Raw genomic sequence first — 21323 nt, 5'->3', positions numbered from 1 at the left:
CCACTGCACTGCACCGCGTTGACCGCCAGGCCCACACCGCACCGGGCTAGAGTTCGGTTCGTTGGGTCTTCGCCGCCATTTCCGTCAACGTCGCGCGGTGGATCTTTCCGGTGACAGTCCGCGGCAAGTCATCGACGAACCTGACATCGCGTGGCACTTTGAACCGGGCAAGATGTTCTCGCACAAAAGTTTTCACCGCAGCTTCGGTTAATTGCCCGTCCCCCACGACGAACGCCGCGAGCCGCTGACCGAATTCATCGTCCGGCACACCCAACACCGCGGCCTCGCTGATCTGCTCATGCGCGTACAGCAGGTCCTCCACTTCGCCCGGAAACACATTCTCCCCACCGGAGACAATCATGTCGTCGTCGCGACCGTCGATGAACAGGCGACCACCCTCGTCCCAATGTCCGACGTCGCCGGTGCTCATCAACCCGTCGACGATGCGTTTGGACCCGCCACCGGAATAGCCGCCGAACGCGATCGAGTTGCCAACATAGATGGTTCCTCTACGATTGGGCCCGTCGACCGGCCGTGCGTCATCCTCGTACAGACGCACGGTGATTCCCACCGGAGACCGTCCCACTGTTCCCGGTGCCGCCAGCCAATCAGCGGGCGTCGCGATAGTCGCGGTGCCGGTTTCGGTGCAGCCGTAGAAGTTGTAGATCACCGGCCCGAAGTGTCTGATCACCTTGTCCCCCAACGACGATGGCAATGCCGCGCCCGCGGAGAAGACAATCCGCAGGCTATCGGTGGAATACGCGGCAAGAACTTCCGCACCCAATTCGACGATACGACGCAGCATCGTCGGCACGACGACCATGGTCGTCACGTTGCGCTCGCCCACTTGTGCAAGGGCTCGCCGGGCGTCGAATTTTCCGTGCAGGATGTTGGTGCATCCCAAGTTGAGCGACAGAATGAACTGCGACAGCGCGGTTCCGTGAAACAGCGGGGCGCACAACAAGACCACATCACCGTGGCGCATCGGCACCTTGTCGAAGAACTGCGCTGCGGCCAACGGAGACTCCACCTTACGTGGCACCCCCTTTGGCGTTCCGGTTGTTCCGCCGGTGAGAATTACGAATCCGCCCTGACGTGCCGGCGGCGGCAGCGGTGAACTGACCAGATTCGGCGGCACATCAGTGCCGAGCCTGCGGACCCGTGCGGGCACTCGCGCGGCAATGGGTGCGAACTCGTCGTCGACCACTAAAGCGTCCACCGACTCCCGGTCCACGACGTCGGCCAGTTGCGCAGCGGCGAAACCGGTGTTGAGAAAGACCACTCGACTACCGATCTTCGCTGCTGCGACGATGGCGCTCACGAGTCCGCGATGGTCACGGCATAAGACCGCGATCGTCGATTCCTCCCCCAGACCGTCGGCCAGCCAGTGGCGGGCCAGACTATCGGTCTCCTCCTCTAGTTCCGAGTAGGTCACCGAACCCTTCGCGTCAATGACGGCGACATTGTCGCCATACCGGCGCGCGGACAGCCGGACGGCCCCGGCGATCGGGCCGAGGGTTCTGATCGTATGCGAGGTCCGCAGTAGCCGGTCAGGGCGGCGCAGATCAATCAGACCTGAATTATGCAGCACGGCAATCTGTTTGACGCTGACGATCGCGGATTTCGGTGTCGCGCGCAGCGCTGCCAGGAATGTCATCAATACCTCGAAATTATCGGCCGGGAAAGCCCGGCGGCAGTGGTGAGGGATAGTCGAACTTGAACTTGGGTCCGGGGCCGACGCCCCGCAGGATTGCCGATAGCCATGCCACAGCAGGCGGCCAGCCGGCAACCGCGTTCGCGCCATGTTCGGGGACAGGCATCGTGTAGTAGCGCAGATCGGCTCCGCGCCGCCAATAGTCGTTGACCACCGGCAGAATCGTCTCGGTCGGAATCAGCTCGTCCCACACGCCGTTCCACCACAGCAGCGGAAAGTCCGGAACCTGCTTTCCCGGGCTGTTGAGGCGGAGGATCCGTTGCACGGCAGGGTCATTGATCCCCTTCGATCCAGGCGCGTAGTACTCGTTGATCGGGCGATACATTCCGGTCAATGCCGCAGAGTAGACACAGCGGCCCGCCAGATCGGCAAGAATCCGCTGGCCCGCGACGTTGAGCAACCGCTTGGGGTCGATCTCGCGTGGGTATGCTTTCGCCAGACTCGCCATACCGAGCCACATCGTGAAACTGTTGGCGCCGGTGACTCCGGGGCGTCGCACCCCCGCATATTTGGATAGGGCGACGAAGTCGGTTGGCGCACCACCGAACGCCGCAGCATTGATCTTGACGTCGGGTGCGTACGATTTACGTAACTCGGCGGCCTGGATACTTCCCAGAGCGCCACCGGAGAAGCCGTAGAGGCCAATCGCCGACTTGGACAGGTTCAGCGATGTGTCATTCTTCATCGCCCGGAGACTGTCCAGCACCATATGGCCCTCATCACGGGTCAGCCAGGTGTTGTTCTTACCGTCGAAATCGGGGATGTTGAACGCGAAGCCCTGCGCGACCCAATACTGCAGCAACGCAATCTCTTTGAACGTTCCCGTCTGCAAGGTATGAGATGGATTACACGACGAATCAGCTGCGTCAATGGCCTCCTGAAAGGAGATCACCGGGCGCGGACTGCCGACCCACGGTATGCCAGGAACAATGACGGTTGTCGCCGTGGCGATCGCGTTCCCGTGGACGTCGGTCGACCGAAACAACAACTGTTTGCTGAAGACCGGCACCGGGATGCCGAGGAGCCTGGTCTGCACCACGCGGCTGCGAATGATCTGGCCTGGTTTCAACTCGGCAAGATCGGTCGGATCGTCGTACCAGCGATCAGCGGCTGGAGTCTTGATCGGCAATGCTCGATAGATGTCCCGCTCTTTGGGAAGCTCGGGTAGTTGGTTCTGGTTCGGCGGGAAGGTGCGCGGAAAGGGTGCTGCGAGCGCCGTAGATGCGCCGAGTCCGATGAGCAACGTCGCGATTGTCAGAATCAACAAAAGTCGCTGCGACACAACGGGTTTGCGTGTACTCATGCGCCCGGAAACCCTTTCGGCAGCGGAGCGGGATAGTCGAGCATGAACGTCGGCCCTGGGTCGATGCCGCGCAGGACCGCACTGATCCACGTCTGTGCGGGCAGCCATCCGACGCCGGCATTGACCACGTGTTCGGGCAGCGGGATCGTCACGAACCGAAGGTTGGCACCCGCTGCCCGGTATTTGCGGACCGTGGGTAGCACCACCGTGGTCGGCGGGATCAGCTCGTCCCATATCCCGTGGAACCAAAGGATCGGCGAGTCGGCGATATGCTTGTCAAGGCTGTTGTCGCGCAGCACCTTCATGACATCGGGTTGTGACTCCAACGACATGCCCGGTCGGAAGTAGTCGCTGATCGGACGCCACATTCCGGTCATCGCGGCCGTGTACACGCAGCGGCTCGAAAGGTCGGCTACCAACTTCTGACCAGCCGGGGTAAGCAGCCTTCTCGCGTTGAAGGCGTCAGGGTATTCGCGCGCCAATGCCGCGAATCCGAGCCACATGGTGAAGTTACTGATCCCGGTCACGCCAGGCTGATCGACAGTGGCGTACTTGGCTTGTGCCACAAGGTCACCTGGCGTTCCGCCAATCGCGGTGCCGAGCAGCTTGATGTCGGGAGCGTAGCTCTTGCGCAGTGACGCCGCACGAATCGATCCTGAACCGCCGCCCGAGTAGCCGTAGAGTGCGATCCCGGATTTGCGCAGGCCAAGGGTGCGGTCATTCTTCACCGCACGGAGGCTGTCGAGGACCATCTTGCCTTCGTCCCAGGTGTTGAAGGTGTTGAACTTGCCGTCGAAATCAGGCACATTGACCGCGAAACCCTGCGCGAGCCAATAGATCGCAAGAGTCGCTTCCTTGAATGTGCCCAGTTGCAGCGTGTGTGACGGGTTGCAGGACGAGTTCGTCGAGTCGATAGCTTCCTGAAAGGACACCACCGGACGGGCACTGCCCTGCCAGGGGATTCCGGGCACAATCACCGTCGTAGCCGTGACAATGGGATCGCCGTGGACGTTCTCCGACCGGTAAAGCAATTGTTTGGTGTAAACGGGGAACGGAATACCGGCGACACGGGTCTGCACCTGCCGAGTTCGTACGATCTGACCAGGTTTGAAGGCTGCGATGTTCGCCGGATCGCGATACCACGGGTCAGCCGCTGGCGTCTTAATCGGAAGCAGCTTGTAGATATCGGGTTCGCGCGGGAGCTGCGGAAGCTGATTCTGATTTGGCGGGAACGACTTCGGGAACGGCGTCGCCGTTGCCACCGCGCCGGAAGCCGCGAGCGCGGTGACGACAATCAAAATTACGACCACAATGTGGCCTAGCTCTCTCCGAATCACGGGAGTGAGTACAGCACACTCTCATGTTCTTAACAAGAGATCTTGTTTCAAAATGGCCCGTATACTCTTCTCTGTGACTGCCAAAGCTTCATCGCAGCCCCAGACCGCGGGCCGCCGCATCCGAGGACTCGACGCAACTGAGCGGGCCGGGCAACGGCGCCAGTTGATCCTTGACGCAGCGCTTGAGCTGTTCGCACGCGACGGATACGCTGGCACCTCCATCGAGACGTTGTGCCAGACCGCATTCGTCGGCAATAAGGCCTTCTACGAACATTTCAGCACCAAGGAAGCCTGCTACCTAGAACTGTTGCAGCGCAACACAAATGACGCCGTACGGGCCGTCACCGAGACACTTGGCCGGCTGTCAGCCGATGAGACCGACGGCACGCGGGAAGTAATCGCGACACTCGTCGCGGCACTCCTCGACGATCCCCGCGTAGCGATAGTCACTTTCGGCCAGGCCGCTGGAATCTCCCCGACCATCGACCGTCAGCGACGAGCCAACCGACGTGAGTCGGCCCAGCTCGTCCAGTCGGTCTGGCAGCACTTCGGCCACGCAGGAGACCAGTCGCGTCAGCATATGCTGGCGGTCGCCGTCATCGGCGGATTATTCGATCTGATCAGCGACGCGCTCGACCGCAACAACAATTCGATGCCCGCAGCCGAGATCGAACAGTTGATCATTGACATGACCGACTTCGCCCTCGTCACCAGCGCTGGGCTGCGCGCTTAGAACGCCACTTCGCTGACTACGGCATCCACTGCCTTGCGCGCCTGCGCGATACACGCCGGCACGCCGACCCCCTGGTAGCTGGCGCCGGCGAATCCGAGACCAGCCGGACGAGCGTCAAACACTCGCTTCATCGACGCCAGATGCCCCGGAGCGTATACCGGCAGACCAGACGGCCAACGTTGTACTACCGCGTCGAGCGGCGAAGTATCGACAGTCACGCCCGCGGCGTCGCAGATGCGCGCGAGATCCGCTGCCGCCCAGCCGATCAGAGTGTGATCGTCGCCGGCGATCGGCTGCCGAAAGCGACCGAATGACGCGCGCACCCAGGTCGCGTCGGAGCTCTCGTAATGGGGCCACTTTCGTGAGCTGAACGTGAATGCCTTGGCGTGCAACGATTCTCCGGTAGCCACCAACACGCCGGAGTTCTCCGGAAGCACACTATCCGGTGGCAGAGCAAGCGCTACCACCGCTGAGCCCGCCATCGCGACATTGCCCAATTCCGCCGCGACGGCGGGAACCGTATCGGCCAGCAGTGAGGCGGCATCGGGTGCCGGCAGCGCGACGATCACCGCGTCATAGCCGACGTCGGCTACCTGCCAGTCGCCCGGTCCGCCCATCAGAGCGGGTTCAATGCCTGAATGCCATTGCGCGCCAGCGGCTTCGAGCAGTCGATCCACCACCACCCGATAACCACCGCGCACCGCACCGAAGACCGGTGCCGTATTGGTCGCCGCCGGTAGTAGACCGGCGACGGCATCGGTCAAGTTGGGCGTTCCGGCATCGAGCCGAGCTGCGAGCGCCGGAATCGCCTCGCGCACACCGATATCGGCAGACAAACTGGAGTACACCCCGCCGAGCATCGGGTCGACACTACGCGCGGTGACCGCCGGGCCGAACCTGTCGTCAACCAGGTCGCCGACCGACATATCGGTTCCCGGCGGCCAGTCCATCGGCCGCTGTCGCTCAGCGTCGATATGAAGGCGATCAGCATCGTCGACCAGATTGCCGACGGCGGCGACATTCGCGGGGATCCCCATCAAGGCGGGCGACGGCAATGCATGCAGGCCATCGTTAGCCCAGACCGCCGGGCGCCGACCCGTCGGAGATACGACTTGATCGGCCAGGCCCAATTCGGCGACCAGCGCCAGAGCTTCGGGACGGCGAACGACGAATGCCTCCGCCCCGACGTCTACCTGCCGCCCAGCCACCGAGGCCGACCGCAAAATCCCGCCGGGACGCTCGCTGCGCTCGAAGATGTCGACCACGGCATCGGCGCCCAGCGCCTGTCGCGCGAAATAGGCGGCGGCCAGCCCCGAGAGCCCACCGCCGATAATCGCGAGACGTGCGGTCACAATTGGTGAACCAATTCGACCGTCCGGGTCAGCACGTCGGGGTCGGTCGGCGGAAGCACCCCGTGCCCGAGGTTGAATATGTGGCCGATGGCGCCCGCGTCGATGGCTTTCTCGCCGTCACGGATGATGCGGCGAACTTCGGCCTCGACGACGTCTGGCCCGGCGAACAACAACGTCGGATCGAGGTTGCCCTGTACCGCTTTACCCGGACCGACACGACGGGCCGCCTCGTCGAGCGGCACCCGCCAGTCGACCCCGATTACGTCGGCGCCCACGTTGGCCATCGGTGCGAGCAATTCGCCGGTTCCGACGCCGAAGTGGATCCGGGGCACGTTGTACTCGGCGACCTCGGCAAGCACCCGCGCGCTGTGCGGCGCGACGTAGGTCTGGTAGTCGGCCACCGACAGTGTGCCGGCCCACGAATCGAACAGTTGTATCGCGTGGACCCCGGCGTCGAGTTGGACGCGAAGGAATTCGATCGTGATGTCAGCGAGTTGAGCCATCAGCTGGTGCCACAACTCGCTGCGCCCGTGCATCATGGCCTTGGTGTTCTCGTAGGTACGACTCGGACCGCCTTCGATCAAATACGAGGCCAGCGTGAACGGTGCACCTGCGAACCCGATCAGGGCCTGCGCATCGGTCAATTCGTCGAGGATCAGCCCGACGGCTTGGGAGACCGAGCCAACCGCGGCGGCGTCGAGTCGTGGCAGCGCCGCGACGTCGTCCGCGCTGCGCACCGGGTGTGCGACGACCGGGCCGGTGCCCGCGACGATGTCGAGGTCGATGCCGGCTGCCTTCAGCGGCACGACGATATCGGAGAACAATATGGCGGCATCGACGTCGTGGCGCCGGACCGGTTGCATCGTGATTTCGCAGACGAGCGCGGCGTCGAAGCAGGATTCGAGCATCCCGCGGTCGGCACGGATCGCCCGGTATTCGGGCAGCGAGCGTCCGGCCTGGCGCATGAACCACACTGGACGGCGACGCGGCGATCCCCCGGTTGCCGCGGCGATCAAGGGTTTCGATGACGTATTAGCTGGAGCCACGACCATTACTGTGCCACGACCGTCGCGAAACCCCATATTTCGCCGAGGCAACTGGTACAACGGCGCGCCTCCACCGCCGAGCGCGGCGCGAGTCCTATTTTTGGCAGGTGACCACTTCTGGTGCGCCTCGCGGCGCTGCGACCGAGCCCACGGAGTTTCGCGCGGCCGTCGAATCGCTGCACGCGGCTCGAGTGCGCCCGGAAATCGAAGTCGGTGCGATCCGTCCGCCACAACGACTGGCTCCGTATAGCTACGCCGTCGGGGCCGAGGTGCGCCAGCTAGCCGAGGACGCTGATCTCGACTCTGTCCCGACAGATTCGCAGGGCAGCGCCTTCGGCCGCCTGATCCTGCTATACGACCCCGATGGTCAAGAAGCATGGAACGGCAGCATCCGGTTGGTCGCCTACATTCAGGCCGAAGTCGAAGCGGCACTCGCCATGGATCCGCTGCTTCCGGAAGTAGCGTGGAGTTGGTTGACCGACGCACTCGACGTCGGCGAAGACTCCGACTCAACTGAGGTCACCGCCCTCGGCGGCACGGTCACCTCAACCACATCGGTACGCTTCGGCGACATCGCCGGCCCTCCGCGCGCCCACCAACTAGAGCTGCGCGCGTCCTGGACCGCGACGCGTGCCGACATCGCATCGCATCTGGAGGCGTTCAGCGAAGCGCTCTCCTCGGCTGCCGGCCTGCCGCCGTTGGGAATCACCGAACTCAAGTCGTTCTAACCGATGGCGACCTCAGAACTCGACAATGCTGACGGGGACACCGCCGACGGAAATTCGGTCGATGCCGAGGCACCTGCGCCAACCCCGTTACCCGAACCTCGCGACGGAGTGCCGCCGGTGCTACTGCAGCCCGGCGACTTCGCCGATGCCGCAACCAAATTGGCTGCCGGCAGCGGTCCGATCGCGGTGGATACCGAGCGGGCATCGGGATACAAGTATTCGGCGCGTGCCTATCTAATTCAGTTGCGACGCACGGGATCTGGCAGCTTTCTTATCGATCCGATCGAGCATCCCGAGGCATTGGGACCGATTATCGACGCCCTCGATGGTCCGGAGTGGATTCTGCATGCCGCCGATCAGGACCTGCCCTGTCTTCGCGAACTCGACTTCCACTGCGCCACCTTGTACGACACCGAATTGGCCGGACGGCTACTGGGACTGCCGCGGGTGAATCTCGCCGCCATGATTGCTCACTTCCTCGGGCTGGGGCTGGCGAAGGGACATGGCGCGGCGGATTGGTCGCGACGACCACTACCCGCCGATTGGCTTAATTACGCCGCGCTCGACGTCGAGGTGCTGGTCGAGTTGCGCGATGCTATCGCCGACGAGTTGGCGGCGACCGGCAAATCTGAGTGGGCCGCACAGGAATTCGCGTACATTCTCAGTCGACCGCCATCGCCACCACGTACCGACAGATGGCGTCGGACGTCGAATATTCACTCCATCAAGACTCAACGTGGCCTCGCGGTTGTGCGTGAATTATGGTCGGCCCGTGAGGAAATGGCGGCACGCCGGGATATCGCGCCGGGGCGGATCCTACCCGATTCGGCAATCGTCACCGCCGCGACCGCAAATCCGAAGTCGATGTCGGAGCTGACCGGACTCCCGGTTTTCGGGGGGCCACGACAAAAGCGGCAAGCCAGCCTCTGGTGGTCGGCGATCAATCGGGCCCGGGAACTACCCGATGCCGAACTGCCGCCGAAGAAGACAGCGCAGGTCGGATTGCCCGCGGTGAATCGTTGGGATCAGCGCAATCCGCCGGCTGCCGCGCGCGCCGCGGTGATACGCCCCGCTATCAAGGATCTGGCTCAGGAACACAACCTGCCCGTCGAGAATCTTCTTGCCCCCGAACTTGTTCGGCAGATCTGCTGGACCGGCGTCGCCGGAGATATCACGACCGATGCCGTCGATGCGGCATTGACGATCGGTGACGCCCGCCCGTGGCAGCGTGAGTTGACCGCCGAAACCATCGCAGTGAAACTTCGGGAGACCGCGGGCTGATCAACGACTTCGGTCCCCCGCACGATGCGAGGGACCGAATGTCATTGGGGGCCTTCAGTTCTAGCCCGTCTTGCCTTCCAAAGCGGCCAAAACGCCGGCGACCGCGAAGTACTTGTTGGTGCCGAGATCTCGAATTGTCTTGATATTCAAGGATTCTTTCAGCGCCTCGTCGTGCTTCTCGGTGAGACCCGCGAGTGCCGACGGGGGTGCGTCAAGGATCTCTGACAGATCCTTGTCTTCATAGGCCTTATCGAGCGCCTTGGCCAGATTTACCGATACAGCCATGATTCTCCTTCGCTGAAATGACGTTCCCCACCCACGGGCAGCGTACTGGCCGGCATGCGCAAACGCCGCCGATTGAAGCACGGTGAGTCGAAGTATTCAACGACTATTCACGGCGTTCTTCGCGGATCGGGCGAACGTCGATTGGGATCTCCTCGGCGGAGCAGGGACGCTCAGTCACTGAGAATGTCCCTCGGTAACCGAATAGCTTGCCGAACCGCCGGTTTCGGACAGCGACATCGATGTGAAACTTCTGATCCGCTTCCTCCCACCACTCGCTAACCTCCGCGACTCCCGAGAACAACATCGGAAAGCGAAATCCGATCACTCCCTCGTAGAAGCGTTGGTCACCGCTGTTCAGCGTTATTCCACCCCGGTCGTCAACCGTGATGTCCAGATCTACGGCCAGATGTTGGTGGGTGCCGAGGTAATCCACGACGCGGCCGCGTTGGGCACTCATGATCATCGTTGCGTCGAAGGCACGTATCCGTCGCCGCATCCTGAAGCGTCTGGCGAAGGTCACGGTTTCGCGGCCGAAAGAGTCGACGTACGCATAATTTTCGATGGTGAACGGGATATCGGTGCCACGGCCGGGAAACAGCACGCGCCGCGTCGAACCGAGTAACAGGAACGGCAACGTCCACAACGGTCCCCGCCACACTTGCGCCATTGTGCCGTGGCCGATATGGGCCACACCGTCCACCGAAGAAAAGCCGAAGCGCCACTGCATCTTTGGATGGAGTCGCTCGAATTCATCGCCGAGTGCGTCCCGGAAGATCGACGTCATGGCAGGTCGCCGACGTCGGGTTGCCGGTCTGGCATATCGCGCAGCGGCGTTCGCCCCGAAGGGCGACCCTCGTGAGTTGCCAACGCGACGAGTGCTAGTCCTGCCGAAGCGATATTGAGGGTCGCTGGGTTGAACGCGCGAGCGAACAGTTTCCGCTCAGTACCGAAGGCTCCGGCGGCCAGCAGCGGCATCGACGCGGCAGTGATCACGAACGGCCACTTGCGGTCTGACCAGCCAGCGACCGCTCCGCCGAACGCCAGCTCACCTACTCCGATCACGCGGACCACAGCCGCCGCCGCGCGGTTCGAGTACCCCCGCCGCAACCAGAAGATCCGCTCGTCCTCGTCGGCGAAGATCAGCTTGGGAATCAGTCCCTGATACATCCAGATGGCCGCCAATGAACCGGTCGCAGTCGCGTGGGCTAGCGCGGTATTGCGTGATGTCGCTGGCGGTATACCTTCTTCCAGCCAGAGACGAAGACGATCGAAACTCCAGGCGGTACCCCAGCCGAACAACGGCCGGAACGCAACCTTGTCGAGCCATTCACCTATCGGTCCCCATCGCGGGCGATAGTCGTAGCGGGTGAGGAATCGTATCCCGCCGTCGGTCGGGACATATCGCCAGTAGCCTGCTCCGGACTTAATTATTGATCGAGGGTCGTCGGCCCAGAACTTCAATCCGGACCAACGGGTGCCATCTGGGCGATCGCGATCGCCCAGAGTTTCGCCGGTGCCCGCGACCGTGAATCCAGGTATTACGGTTGTCGCATAACGGAATTGCTGGGGCTCTCCGTCGACCTTCGCCAAATATTCGATCTCGCCGAAGCGCAGATCCCAGCGACTATGCCGCTTCGGATCCTGCGTGGCATCCCACAGTGCGTCCATTGAGGTGCGGATCAGCGACTCCACGTAGATCGGCTTACGACGACGCATTCGCGATTTGAGGCCGGAGTTCACAATCGCCAGTAAACACCGTCAGGCTCGGGCGAGACATCGGCCGGACAGCTGACAGACACTCGGTCAACAACGAGTTGCCGCCTAGCGGCCGGCAGGCTCATCGATACTCACCTGCGCGGCGGGCGACATACTCGACACCGTCGCGGTGATCGCACGCGAAAGATCCTGCGCGGTCAACCCGAGGTCGGCCAGAATCTCGCCGCGCGAGGCGTGCTCAATGAAGCGCTTGTCGACCCCGCGGCGCACCACTGGGATATGAACACCACTGCTTGACAGCAAGTCACTGATTGCCGAGCCCACACCACCGTCAACCAAGCCATCTTCAACGGTGACGACTAACCGATGATTGCGTGCGAGATCGGCAAGCGACTCCGGTACCGGCAGAACCCACCGAGGGTCCACAACGGTCGCCTCAATCCCCTGCTGCGCCAACCGTTCGGCCGTGTCAACAGCCAATCCGCAGAACGCTCCGACGCCGACGATCAACACATCACCGGATAGCGCGCCACCGACGGCGCGCGCCTGATGCAACACATCTACTCCGTCGTCGAGTCGCCGTGTCGCCCGAATATCCTCCGGCACAGCGCCTTTGGAGAATCGCAACGCGGTCGGACCATCGTCGGCGGCGAGCGCTTCGTCCAATTCCTCGCGCAAGCGCACCGCGTCACGGGGCGCGGCCACCCGCATCCCCGGAACGATCGACATCAGCGACAGGTCCCACATCCCGTGGTGACTCGGCCCGTCGGGGCCGGTGACACCGGACCGATCCAACACTATGGTTACCGGCAACTTCAGCAGCGCGACATCCATCAGCATCTGGTCGAATGCCCGATTGAGGAATGTCGAATAGATCGCCACCACTGGATGCATACCACCGAGCGCTAAGCCGGCCGCCGACGTCATCGCGTGCTGTTCGGCGATGCCCACATCAAAGAGTCGATCCGGGAAACGCTCGCCGAATGGTGCCAGTCCCGTCGGTCCGGCCATCGCCGCGGTGATCGCGACGACGTCGTCGCGCCGACCACCCGCTTCGACCAGCGCACTGGAGAAGACTGAAGTCCAGTCCTGTGCCGCAACCGATTTCGATCGACCGGTCGCGGGATCGATCACCCCGATGCCGTGCATCTGGTCAGCTTCGTGATTCTCGGCGTGCGCATACCCCATCCCCTTGCGGGTCACCACGTGCACGATCACCGGCCGGCCGAACGACTTCGCCGAACGCAGCGCCGCCTCGAGAGCCTCCTCGTCGTGGCCGTCGACCGGGCCGACGTACTTCAGGCCGAGGTCGGTGAACATCGCCTGCGGCGCGAGAAGATCCTTCAATCCACTCTTCATCCCGTGCAGCACCGCGTAGGTCGGCGGACCGACGATCGGCACCTGTTTGAGCGCCCGACGACTATCGTCGAGGAACTTCTCGTAGCCAGGCTGCAGTCGCAGACCAGACAGATGCTGGGCGAGCCCGCCGATGGTCGGCGCATACGACCGACCGTTGTCGTTGACGATGATGACCACGGGTCGCCGCGCGCCCGCGATATTGTTCAATGCTTCCCAGCACATTCCGCCGGTAAGGGCACCATCGCCCACGACGGCGACCACCGTCCGATCCTCGTCGCGCAGTTCGAAGGCCTTGGAGAGGCCATCGGCATACGACAGTGCCGCCGAGGCGTGAGAGGACTCGACCCAGTCGTGCGGACTCTCGGCGCGTTCCTGGTATCCGGTCAGCCCACCGCGCTGGCGCAGTTGATCGAAACCGTCCCGGCGCCCAGTGACGATCTTGTGCACATAACACTGATGACCGGTGTCAAAGACCACTGGATCATGAGGTGAATCGAATACGCGATGAATGGCGAGAGTCAGTTCTACAACGCCGAGATTGGGTCCCAAGTGACCGCCGCTGGCGGCCACCTTGTCGATAAGGAATTCCCTGATCTCGCGTGCCAGTTCGGTCATCTGCTGCTGGTCCAGTCCAGCCAGATCGGCCGGTGAGCTGACCGTGTCCAGCACACTCATTGCCTATCCTCCTCATCGGTCCCCGCCCGGCTACCCATCCCAGGTCGGCGGTCCCACTCGTCGCTACGACGCAGTCTTGGCGGCGTCGCCTTAGTTTGTGGTTAGTCTACGGACTTACCCTTCCCGGTCTGGTGCATCTGTCGCTCGAGGCCCGGGAAGGTGATCAACCAGACACTGGCACCAGCGCGGCGATCGCCTCGACGTGATGCGTCCGCGGAAAGGCATCGAAGCCGCGAATCTCTACCGCTCGGTACCCACGGTCGGCGAACAGTCCCACATCCCGTGCGAACGCGGCGACATCGCACCCGATGTGGACGATGACACTCGGATCGGCGGCCGCCACCGCTTCGATCACATCACGTCCGGCGCCGCTGCGCGGAGGGTCAAGCACGACGACATCCGGCGCTGGCAAAGTCCCCGCCACGGCCAATGTCGCGCCGCGGTGAACGCTGGCCCGCGAGTCACCCAACGTGGCCGACGCGGCCTGCAATGCGGCAGCATCGGTATCAACCACGTGCGCCTGTCCCAACTCGACACCGCTCGACGCAGCGGCATCGAGCAGGCCAGCGGTGAACACGCCGACACCGCCGTACAGATCCCACACCGTCGCACCGTCGGCCAACCCGTGATGCGCTCGGACCAGCTCAACAACAGTGTCTGAGTAGACCTGCGGAGCCCTACGATGTGCCTGCCAGAATCCGGTCGACGATATCTCCCACTCGCGCGAACCGACCGAGAACAACGCCGTCGACGATCCCGCGATCAAGTGTGTACTTCGACGCTGCGCCCTGGCCCGATGTCGCTGCGCTTGCGCGCGGCCGGGCGTCCGACGTTGCGCCGACGGTGGCGAATCCTCGGCCAGCTCGACGACGTGTACCTGCTCGCGGCCATCGCGTACGACGACGACTTCGCTGCCTGGCTGATACCGGTAGTCGTGCACGGTCGAATGCATCTCGCGATGCAGCGCGATACACGGCTCGGTGACAATCTGAGCGTCGTGGTGCCGATGGAAACCCGGGTGCCCCTGGCCGTCGACGCTCAACCGCGCGCGGACCCGCCACTGCGAACCGTCGTCGGGGTCGATCAACGGTCGCACCCGCACGTCGACGTCGGGCAATCGGCCCACCCGAGCCAGCGTGTCACCCAGTACTTGTGCCTTCAACTCCCGGACGTGCTCGAGGGTCGCAAACGACAGGTCACAGCAACCCGCACCGGCCGCTGCCGCCGGACATGCCGGGTCGATGCGATGGCGACTCGCTTCGAGAATTTCGACTACTTCCGCGTGACAGAACGCGGCCTTGCGGTCGTCGACGACGACGGCGCGCACACGCTCGCCAGGCAATCCGCCCCGGACGAAGACGACACGGCCGTCCACTCGCCCGACCCCCGCACCACCATGGGCCAATCGATCCAACGCAAGTTCCACTTCTCGTCCCGACCATGCGCCGCGCGACGCATCCGCAGTGCTCACCGGTGATCGGAGATGTCGCCGAGCGCACGGCGCACATCGCCCGGCGCGGTGTACACGGCGTCGTGGTTTTTACGGCGATCCGATGATGTCAACTGCCATGGAACCGACGTCACCATCACTCCGGGCTCAAAGAGCAATCGCCCCTTGAGGCGTAGCGCCGACTGGTTGTGCAGAATCTGCTCCCACCAGTGCCCGACCACGTACTCCGGAATGAATACGGTGATGACGTCGCGCGGCGACTCCCGACGAACGCGCCGGACATAGTCGATAACCGGCCGCGTGATCTCTCGATAGGGCGACGCGATCACCTTGAGCGGCACGGTGATATCGCTGGCCTCCCACTGCGACACCAACTTTCGGGTATCGCGGTCATCGACATTGACGGTGATCGCTTCCAAGGTGTCCGGTCGCGTCGCGCGTGCGTATCGAATGGCCCGCTTGGTTGCCAGATGAAGCGTGGACACCAGCACGATGGAATGTGTGCGGCTGGGCAACACCTCGTCGTCTTCCGCCGAATCCAATTCGACCTGCACCGTCGCGTAGTGGTGATGGATCAGCTTCATGATGGCGAACAAGATCACCATCGCGACTATCGCGATCCACGCCCCCGCCGCGAATTTGGTGATCAGCACAATCACCAGCACCGTCGCGGTCATCACCAAACCGATCGCGTTGATGATCCGGGATCGGTACATCCGCTTACGCGCCCGTGGATCGGTTTCGGTCCGCAGGTGTCGCGTCCAATGCCGGACCATGCCGGTCTGACTAAGGGTGAAGGAAACGAATACCCCGACGATGTACAGCTGGATCAGCGCAGTGACCTCCGCACCGAACGCCACGACAAAGATGATCGCGGCGACTGCCAGAAATACGATGCCGTTGGAGAATGCCAGCCGATCGCCGCGCGTATGCATCTGGCGAGGCAGGTATCGGTCCTGCGCCAGAACCGAACCCAAGACGGGGAATCCGTTGAAGGCGGTATTGGCCGCGAGCATCAGGATCAGCGCGGTAGCAACGGCAACTACATAGAACGCAGGCGAGAATCCGCCGAAGATGGCATGGGCCAACTGCGCGATCATCGACTTCTGCTGATACCCGTCAGGCGCTCCGATCAAATCCTTCGCCGGATCGGCGACGTATTTGACGCCGGCTTCCTGCGCCATCAGGACCAGTCCCAGTAGTAGGACGATGGAGAAGCTGCCAAGCAACAGCAGCGTCGTCGCCGCGTTACGCGACTTGGGTTTACGGAAGGCTGGCACGCCGTTGCTGATGGCTTCCACTCCGGTGAGCGCGGCACAGCCCGACGAGAATGATCTCGCGAGCAGGAAGACGAATGCCAATCCGACGAGGTGACTGTCTTCGGCACGCAACTCAAAGCCCGCGCTCTCCGCGCGGATCGGTTCCCCGAACACGATATCGATGGCACCCCAGACCAGCATTGCCGCCACACTCACGATGAACAGGTAGGTGGGGATGGCGAGCAGGGCACCGGATTCCTTGATACCGCGCAGGTTCACTGCCGCGATCAGTGCGATCGCGAGCACCGAGAAGAACACCTTGTTGTCATGCACCAGCGATGACGCCGAGCCAATATTCTCCATCGCTGACGAGATCGAGACGGCGACCGTCAGGACATAGTCGACCAGTAGCGCGCTGCCGACAGTGAGACCGGCGTTGGGGCCAAGGTTGACCGTCGCCACCTCATAGTCACCGCCGCCCGATGGATAGGCGTGAACGTTCTGGCGATAACTCGCGACGACGACAACCATGACGAGCGCGACGGCGACCGCGACCCACGGCGCGTAGACGAAGGCGGACAGTCCGGCGACCGACAGCACCAAGAAGATTTCCTGCGGAGCATAAGCAACCGACGACATCGCATCGGACGCGAAGACCGGCAGCGCGATGCGCTTGGGCAGCAACGTATGACCGAGTTTGTCACTGCGGAACGGACGTCCGAGCAGCAGCCGTTTGGTCGCTACCGACACCGTGGAGAGTGTGGACACTCAGCAAACACTAGGGCCTGGGCTGCCGCACCGCCATCGCCACCCCGATCGATAGCCGACATTGGTCAGCATCAATCACCCAGATCCGGCACGCCGGACGTCGTCGCAGACATCCCGACTGCCGGCGGCATCGATCGGGTACGGTCATGGCGTGCAGGTAGTCATCATGGGGTGCGGCCGCGTCGGTTCGTCGCTGGCCATGGCAATGCAAAAGCGTGGACATTCGGTGGCGATAATCGACCGGGACGAAGTCTCATTCGCCCGGCTAAGCCCCCATTTCACTGGAACCAAGGTGCGTGGCGTCGGCTTTGACCGCGACGTCCTCGTGCGCGCGGGGATCGAGTCGGCAGACGCGTTCGCCGCGGTGTCCTCTGGTGACAATTCCAATATCATCTCCGCACGGGTCGCCCGCGAAACCTTCGGCGTCGAACGCGTCGTCGCTCGCATCTACGATGCCCGGCGCGCGGAAGTCTATGAGCGCCTTGGCATTTCGACTGTCGCGACGGTTCCGTGGACCACCGAGCGCTTTGTATCCGAACTCGGCGAAACGTCGACGACCGCCGAGTGGCGAGATCCGTCCGGTGCGCTCGTCATCATCCGACTCGATATCCACGAGTCCTGGATCGGCACCACGGTCGGCAAATTCCAGGAGTTGACCGGAGCTCGCGTCTCATTCCTCGAGCGGGTCGGTCGGACCATCCTGCCCGATGTCAAGACCGTCCTGCAGCAGGACGACCTCATCTTCGCCGCCGTGTTGACCGACAATGTGGCCAACGCACGCGCCCTCGCCGCTGCCCCGCGGGAGATCGCCGAATGACAACCGGTCCAACGCCCAGCGACCGAATGACGAAAGAACGGGTGGGAAGTCGATGAAAGTCGCCATCGCCGGAGCAGGAGCCGTTGGGCGTTCGATCGCCCGCGAATTGCTAGTCAACTCTCACGAAATCACCTTGATCGAACGCGATCGCGACCATATCGACGAGAAATCCGTCGAAGGCGCGCGGTGGCTGCTCGGCGACGCATGTGAGTTGACCAATCTGGAACAGGCCGACCTGCAGAGTTACGACGTCATGATTGCCGCGACGGGCGACGACAAAGCCAATCTGGTAATCAGTTTGCTCGCCAAAACCGAATTCGCGGTCAATCGTGTCGTCGCGCGCGTCAACGATCCGCGCAACGAATGGCTCTTCGGTGAGGAGTGGGGCGTCGACGTCGCCGTATCGACACCGCGGATCCTCGCATCGCTCGTCGAAGAGGCGGTCTCAGTCGGAGATCTGGTGCGGCTCATGACATTCCGTCAGGGCCAGGCGAATCTCGTCGAACTGACCCTGCCCGACAACACCCCGTTGGCCGGCCGTCCGGTCGGGAAGTTGAAACTGCCCCGCGACGCCGCGTTGGTCACCATCCTGCGTGGTGGACGGGTCATCGTGCCACAGAGCGATGACCCCATCGAAGGTGGCGATGAACTTGTCTTCATCGCACCTGTCGAAGCTGAGGCTGAACTGCATACCGCGATGGAACTGGGCTAGCGTCAAAGCCAGCTAGCGTCAAACCCTCTAGGGGCCCGCCTTAACGTCGGGCCCAGACTCGGCGTTGGGCTCCGATTCGGAATTCGACTCAACGTCGACGAGTTCACGTTCGTCTCGTTCGGCGCGGCGGACCAAAAGTACGGTGCCCAGTACTGCGGCAGCGGTGAGCGGCCAGCCCATGCCGATCCGCGCGACCGCCAGCCAACCGGTGTGACTGCTGTCGTAGAGCGAGGACTGCACCAGATAGCGCGCACCGAAGACCAAGGCCCACAACGCGGTTGCAATGTCGTAAGCCACTAGGGTCGGGCGATGTTTACGCCAGCTGTGACCGTTCCCGTTGATGGCATTCCAGGCGACACCGACCAGCGGCCAGCGAACCAGGATCGATAGGACGAAGATTCCCGCGTATACGAGCGTGACCCAGATGCCGAATAGGAAGTAGCCTTTCGCGCTGCCGGTCCGATGCGCGATATACGCGCAGATCGCCACACCGAAAAGACCGGAAATCGCGGGACTCAACTGCTCTCGGCGGACCAACCGGATGACGAAAATCACCATCGCGCATGCCAGCGCCGCGATGATCGCACCGGTCAGATTGAAGATCATGTTGGCGGGAACGAATACGACGATCGGCAACGTGGAGTAGATCAGGCCGGAGACACCGCCCATCTGCTCGAGCAGGGTGGCCGTCTCTCGCGCGGGCTCGGCGTCGTCGACCGGGCGTACGGAATCGTCGACGAACTGAACCCGGTCGGTCTCGTGTTCGGTGGCGCCCGGTTCGTTACTCGTCGGCACCGTCGAGCTCGTAGTACGGGTTGTAGATGACCTTTTCACCGTCTTGCTGCGCCAACCGCCCCCGGACAGTCAACTTACGGCCGGGCTCGATCCCCGGAATTCTGTTGCGCCCCAACCACTTCAGCAATACTGTGTCGGTGCCGTCGAAGAATTCGGCCTTGACGCCGGTATGCGCGGCCTTCGAGCAGGTCTGTACCGAACGCAACTCGCCGTGAATATTCACCTCTTCGCCGCGCGAACACTCCGACGCGCATTGCGCACCGCGCGCACGCGACTGAGAGGCGATCTCTTCAGCGTCCGCGGTGTCGAGATCCTCGACCAGTTTCCGCGTCAAACGCTTCAGATAACCAGTTGCAGCCATCCCACCCTCCCGGGGCGATCAGTTCGTTGTTCGTTGAGTACGCGATGGGCTTACCGGCACTCCTAACGGCCACTGTAGACCTCGCCGCGCGACCGCTCCACCGGGCGGGGCATCATCTGATGACATGGCTGCCTCCCCGCCCGTCGGAGCCCTGGTCGCAATGCCCGGCACCGGCTCCGACGCTGACTATGTCGAACGCGCCTTCGGGCGCGCCGCGGCGATGCTCGGCATCGAATTGATCGCCCTGGAACCCACCGCGAATCTCGTCACCGGCTATTTCGATGCACTCGACGTCGCTGCCAACACTCACCGCAGAATCCTGGTCGGTGGTGTGTCCATCGGCGCGAGTATTGCGACGTCATGGGCGCTGCGCAATGCCCCGACCTGCGCCGGAGTCTTGGCCGCACTACCACCGTGGACCGGCTCGCCAGGCGATAGCGTCGCCGCGGCGTCGGCGTCGGCGACAGCTGCCGCGCTGCGCCGGGACGGACTGGAGGTCACCATTGACACGATGACCGCCGGTAGCCCCAGCTGGTTGGCCGACGAGTTGAACCGTTCCTGGCGACGGCTCTACCCCGATCTGATCAATCAACTCGACGCCGCAGCATCATTCGTCGGCCCTACGCAAGCCGAACTGGCCGACCTCGACCTGCCGCTTGCGATCACCGTCGCCACCGACGATCTCATTCATCCGATCGACGTCGGTCGCAACTGGGCATTGGCCGCACCGCGCGCGACCGTTCACGAGCTGACATTGACCGCGTGGGGCACCGATGCGTCATTACTTGGCGTCAGTTGCGCGCACGGATGGCTGGAACTGACGACCTAAGGTTTCCGCTGGCGCAGTTGCTGCAGGGCCGAACCGGATGTCGGTGGCGCTGTCGCGTCGTCGGGAGCGTCGACGGCATCAACAGCCTGTTCGTCGACGACATAGGACGGCACGTCGCCCTGGGGCGACAGGTCATCCACGTCGACGCCGGGCGGCAGGTTATCGGGAGCAAATGCCCCGCCGCTGGCCATTTCTTGCTGTGCTGAGGCGACCTGGTCCGCCAGGATCTGCGGCAATACCACCGGCAGCGGTTCGCGCGGCGGGAACGGGTCCGAGCCACGTCGCACGACCGTCTCGGCTAACACAGCACGAGATAGCTGGGCCAGGTGTTCGTCGTGTTCGGCCGGACCACTCGCTATACATCGCAACATCCACCGCGGGCCATCGACGCCGAGGAAGCGGTGGACTTCGCCGGGCACCTCGGCAACGATTTCGCGGCCCCAATGACCATCCTCGACCCGAGTCGCCGCACCTTCCGCGCGAATCGACTCAGCGAGTTCGCGAACAACCTCACGCCACTGTCCCGGCGATTTCGGCGCCGCGTAAGCGGCGACGGTAATGCGGCCGATCGGCGTGATGAGGTAGACGGCCTCTGGCTGATGGTCGATCGTCATTTCGACGCTGACCTGCCCCCCTTCGACCACTGGGACCAGCACCGAACCCAAGTCGAGGTGCGACTGGGCAAGATCTTCGTCACTGTTGGTCAGCGACTCGATGTCATAGGGCCCCGCGGCATCGCCAAGCGAATGAGTCTGCGGCTGATCAGCCGTCCTGCCGGTTGCTGCCATCTGTGCTGTTGCCTC

Annotated in this window: 20 protein-coding genes; 6 read left to right on the top strand and 14 right to left on the bottom strand. The window is 63.0% G+C overall.

What is annotated here, in order from left to right; translation table 11 throughout:
* Window positions 1-46: 46 nt before the first annotated feature.
* The 3 genes from AAFP29_RS12200 to AAFP29_RS12190 are packed head-to-tail and all read right to left on the bottom strand — an operon-like array spanning window position 47 to window position 4327.
* Window positions 47-1657, bottom strand: a complete 1611-nt coding sequence (locus AAFP29_RS12200) for an AMP-binding protein (RefSeq protein ID WP_419217633.1) — start codon at window positions 1655-1657, stop codon at window positions 47-49.
* Between the two features lie 13 nt (window positions 1658-1670).
* Window positions 1671-3017 carry a lipase family protein gene (locus tag AAFP29_RS12195; protein WP_419217632.1) on the bottom strand — a complete coding sequence of 449 codons (1347 nt, stop codon included), beginning with the start codon at window positions 3015-3017 and terminating at the stop codon, window positions 1671-1673.
* On the bottom strand, window positions 3014-4327 hold the full coding sequence (locus tag AAFP29_RS12190; RefSeq protein ID WP_419217631.1) for a lipase family protein: 1314 nt from the start codon (window positions 4325-4327) through the stop codon (window positions 3014-3016). The genes AAFP29_RS12195 and AAFP29_RS12190 overlap by 4 nt, the downstream gene beginning before the upstream one ends.
* Window positions 4328-4427: 100 nt before the next feature.
* Here AAFP29_RS12190 and AAFP29_RS12185 point away from each other — a divergent pair, with 100 nt between their 5' ends.
* The gene (locus AAFP29_RS12185) at window positions 4428-5087 is read left to right on the top strand and encodes a TetR/AcrR family transcriptional regulator (protein ID WP_419217630.1); all 660 of its coding nucleotides are present in this window, start codon (window positions 4428-4430) and stop codon (window positions 5085-5087) included.
* Here AAFP29_RS12185 and AAFP29_RS12180 read toward each other — a convergent pair.
* A complete protein-coding gene (locus AAFP29_RS12180) occupies window positions 5084-6439 on the bottom strand; it encodes an FAD-dependent oxidoreductase (RefSeq protein WP_419217629.1) in 1356 nt (451 codons plus the stop codon). The two genes, AAFP29_RS12185 and AAFP29_RS12180, sit on opposite strands and share 4 nt — an antisense overlap.
* On the bottom strand, window positions 6436-7491 hold the full coding sequence (hemE, locus tag AAFP29_RS12175; RefSeq protein ID WP_419217628.1) for a uroporphyrinogen decarboxylase: 1056 nt from the start codon (window positions 7489-7491) through the stop codon (window positions 6436-6438). The genes AAFP29_RS12180 and hemE overlap by 4 nt, the downstream gene beginning before the upstream one ends.
* Before the next feature lie 101 nt (window positions 7492-7592).
* On the opposite strand from hemE, the gene AAFP29_RS12170 reads away from it, so the two are divergent.
* Together AAFP29_RS12170 and AAFP29_RS12165 are read left to right on the top strand one after the other, a co-directional pair.
* Complete coding sequence (locus tag AAFP29_RS12170; RefSeq protein WP_419217627.1) at window positions 7593-8213, top strand: DUF3000 domain-containing protein; 621 nt, start codon at window positions 7593-7595, stop codon at window positions 8211-8213.
* Window positions 8214-8216: 3 nt separating this feature from the next.
* The gene (locus tag AAFP29_RS12165) at window positions 8217-9494 is read left to right on the top strand and encodes an HRDC domain-containing protein (protein ID WP_419217626.1); all 1278 of its coding nucleotides are present in this window, start codon (window positions 8217-8219) and stop codon (window positions 9492-9494) included.
* Window positions 9495-9554: 60 nt separating this feature from the next.
* On the opposite strand, the gene AAFP29_RS12160 is transcribed toward AAFP29_RS12165, so the two are convergent.
* The 6 genes from AAFP29_RS12160 to AAFP29_RS12135 form a co-directional block, all read right to left on the bottom strand.
* Window positions 9555-9779, bottom strand: a complete 225-nt coding sequence (locus AAFP29_RS12160; protein ID WP_419217625.1) for a hypothetical protein — start codon at window positions 9777-9779, stop codon at window positions 9555-9557.
* Between the two features lie 103 nt (window positions 9780-9882).
* Window positions 9883-10563: a DUF4166 domain-containing protein gene (locus AAFP29_RS12155; protein ID WP_419217624.1), complete on the bottom strand. Its 681-nt coding sequence runs from the start codon at window positions 10561-10563 to the stop codon at window positions 9883-9885.
* Window positions 10560-11519 (bottom strand): DoxX-like family protein, encoded by a 960-nt coding sequence (locus AAFP29_RS12150; RefSeq protein ID WP_419217623.1) that lies wholly within the window; start codon window positions 11517-11519, stop codon window positions 10560-10562. Before AAFP29_RS12150 ends, AAFP29_RS12155 begins: the two co-directional genes overlap by 4 nt.
* A gap of 81 nt (window positions 11520-11600) precedes the next feature.
* Window positions 11601-13529 carry a 1-deoxy-D-xylulose-5-phosphate synthase gene (gene dxs, locus AAFP29_RS12145; RefSeq protein ID WP_419217622.1) on the bottom strand — a complete coding sequence of 643 codons (1929 nt, stop codon included), beginning with the start codon at window positions 13527-13529 and terminating at the stop codon, window positions 11601-11603.
* Window positions 13530-13692: 163 nt separating this feature from the next.
* A complete protein-coding gene (locus AAFP29_RS12140; RefSeq protein ID WP_419217621.1) occupies window positions 13693-15000 on the bottom strand; it encodes a class I SAM-dependent RNA methyltransferase in 1308 nt (435 codons plus the stop codon).
* Window positions 14997-17006: an APC family permease gene (locus AAFP29_RS12135; RefSeq protein WP_419217620.1), complete on the bottom strand. Its 2010-nt coding sequence runs from the start codon at window positions 17004-17006 to the stop codon at window positions 14997-14999. Before AAFP29_RS12135 ends, AAFP29_RS12140 begins: the two co-directional genes overlap by 4 nt.
* Before the next feature lie 151 nt (window positions 17007-17157).
* Here AAFP29_RS12135 and AAFP29_RS12130 point away from each other — a divergent pair, with 151 nt between their 5' ends.
* Complete coding sequence (locus tag AAFP29_RS12130) at window positions 17158-17823, top strand: potassium channel family protein (protein ID WP_419217619.1); 666 nt, start codon at window positions 17158-17160, stop codon at window positions 17821-17823.
* A gap of 52 nt (window positions 17824-17875) precedes the next feature.
* Complete coding sequence (locus AAFP29_RS12125) at window positions 17876-18535, top strand: potassium channel family protein (protein ID WP_419217618.1); 660 nt, start codon at window positions 17876-17878, stop codon at window positions 18533-18535.
* Between the two features lie 27 nt (window positions 18536-18562).
* Here AAFP29_RS12125 and AAFP29_RS12120 read toward each other — a convergent pair whose 3' ends face one another.
* Both AAFP29_RS12120 and AAFP29_RS12115 read right to left on the bottom strand, forming a co-directional pair.
* Window positions 18563-19204 (bottom strand): DUF3159 domain-containing protein, encoded by a 642-nt coding sequence (locus AAFP29_RS12120; RefSeq protein WP_419218084.1) that lies wholly within the window; start codon window positions 19202-19204, stop codon window positions 18563-18565.
* Window positions 19205-19316: 112 nt separating this feature from the next.
* Window positions 19317-19691 carry an OB-fold nucleic acid binding domain-containing protein gene (locus AAFP29_RS12115; protein WP_419217617.1) on the bottom strand — a complete coding sequence of 125 codons (375 nt, stop codon included), beginning with the start codon at window positions 19689-19691 and terminating at the stop codon, window positions 19317-19319.
* Between the two features lie 124 nt (window positions 19692-19815).
* Between AAFP29_RS12115 and AAFP29_RS12110 the strand changes: the two genes are divergently transcribed.
* On the top strand, window positions 19816-20520 hold the full coding sequence (locus AAFP29_RS12110; RefSeq protein WP_419217616.1) for an alpha/beta hydrolase: 705 nt from the start codon (window positions 19816-19818) through the stop codon (window positions 20518-20520).
* Here AAFP29_RS12110 and AAFP29_RS12105 read toward each other — a convergent pair.
* Window positions 20517-21308 (bottom strand): DUF3710 domain-containing protein, encoded by a 792-nt coding sequence (locus AAFP29_RS12105; protein ID WP_419217615.1) that lies wholly within the window; start codon window positions 21306-21308, stop codon window positions 20517-20519. The two genes, AAFP29_RS12110 and AAFP29_RS12105, sit on opposite strands and share 4 nt — an antisense overlap.
* Window positions 21309-21323: the final 15 nt, after the last annotated feature.

The organism is Gordonia sp. CPCC 205333, assembly GCF_048537885.1.
In the GTDB taxonomy this organism is placed as follows: Bacteria; Actinomycetota; Actinomycetes; order Mycobacteriales; family Mycobacteriaceae; genus Gordonia.
The sequence above is the reverse complement of the archived record's forward strand: the minus strand, read 5'-3'. Positions and strand labels throughout refer to the sequence as shown.

Bases quoted from the DNA above. Each gene is read 5' to 3' on its own strand.
- AAFP29_RS12110 (WP_419217616.1), top strand. From the start codon at position 19,816: ATGGCTGCCTCCCCGCCCGTCGGAGCCCTGGTCGCAATGCCCGGCACC.
- hemE (WP_419217628.1), bottom strand. From the start codon at position 7,491: ATGGTCGTGGCTCCAGCTAATACGTCATCGAAACCCTTGATCGCCGCG.
- AAFP29_RS12115 (WP_419217617.1), bottom strand. From the start codon at position 19,691: ATGGCTGCAACTGGTTATCTGAAGCGTTTGACGCGGAAACTGGTCGAG.
- dxs (WP_419217622.1), bottom strand. From the start codon at position 13,529: ATGAGTGTGCTGGACACGGTCAGCTCACCGGCCGATCTGGCTGGACTG.
- AAFP29_RS12200 (WP_419217633.1), bottom strand. From the start codon at position 1,657: ATGACATTCCTGGCAGCGCTGCGCGCGACACCGAAATCCGCGATCGTC.
- AAFP29_RS12165 (WP_419217626.1), top strand. From the start codon at position 8,217: ATGGCGACCTCAGAACTCGACAATGCTGACGGGGACACCGCCGACGGA.
- AAFP29_RS12160 (WP_419217625.1), bottom strand. From the start codon at position 9,779: ATGGCTGTATCGGTAAATCTGGCCAAGGCGCTCGATAAGGCCTATGAA.
- AAFP29_RS12125 (WP_419217618.1), top strand. From the start codon at position 17,876: ATGAAAGTCGCCATCGCCGGAGCAGGAGCCGTTGGGCGTTCGATCGCC.
- AAFP29_RS12195 (WP_419217632.1), bottom strand. From the start codon at position 3,017: ATGAGTACACGCAAACCCGTTGTGTCGCAGCGACTTTTGTTGATTCTG.
- AAFP29_RS12120 (WP_419218084.1), bottom strand. From the start codon at position 19,204: ATGGGCGGTGTCTCCGGCCTGATCTACTCCACGTTGCCGATCGTCGTA.
- AAFP29_RS12155 (WP_419217624.1), bottom strand. From the start codon at position 10,563: ATGACGTCGATCTTCCGGGACGCACTCGGCGATGAATTCGAGCGACTC.
- AAFP29_RS12105 (WP_419217615.1), bottom strand. From the start codon at position 21,308: ATGGCAGCAACCGGCAGGACGGCTGATCAGCCGCAGACTCATTCGCTT.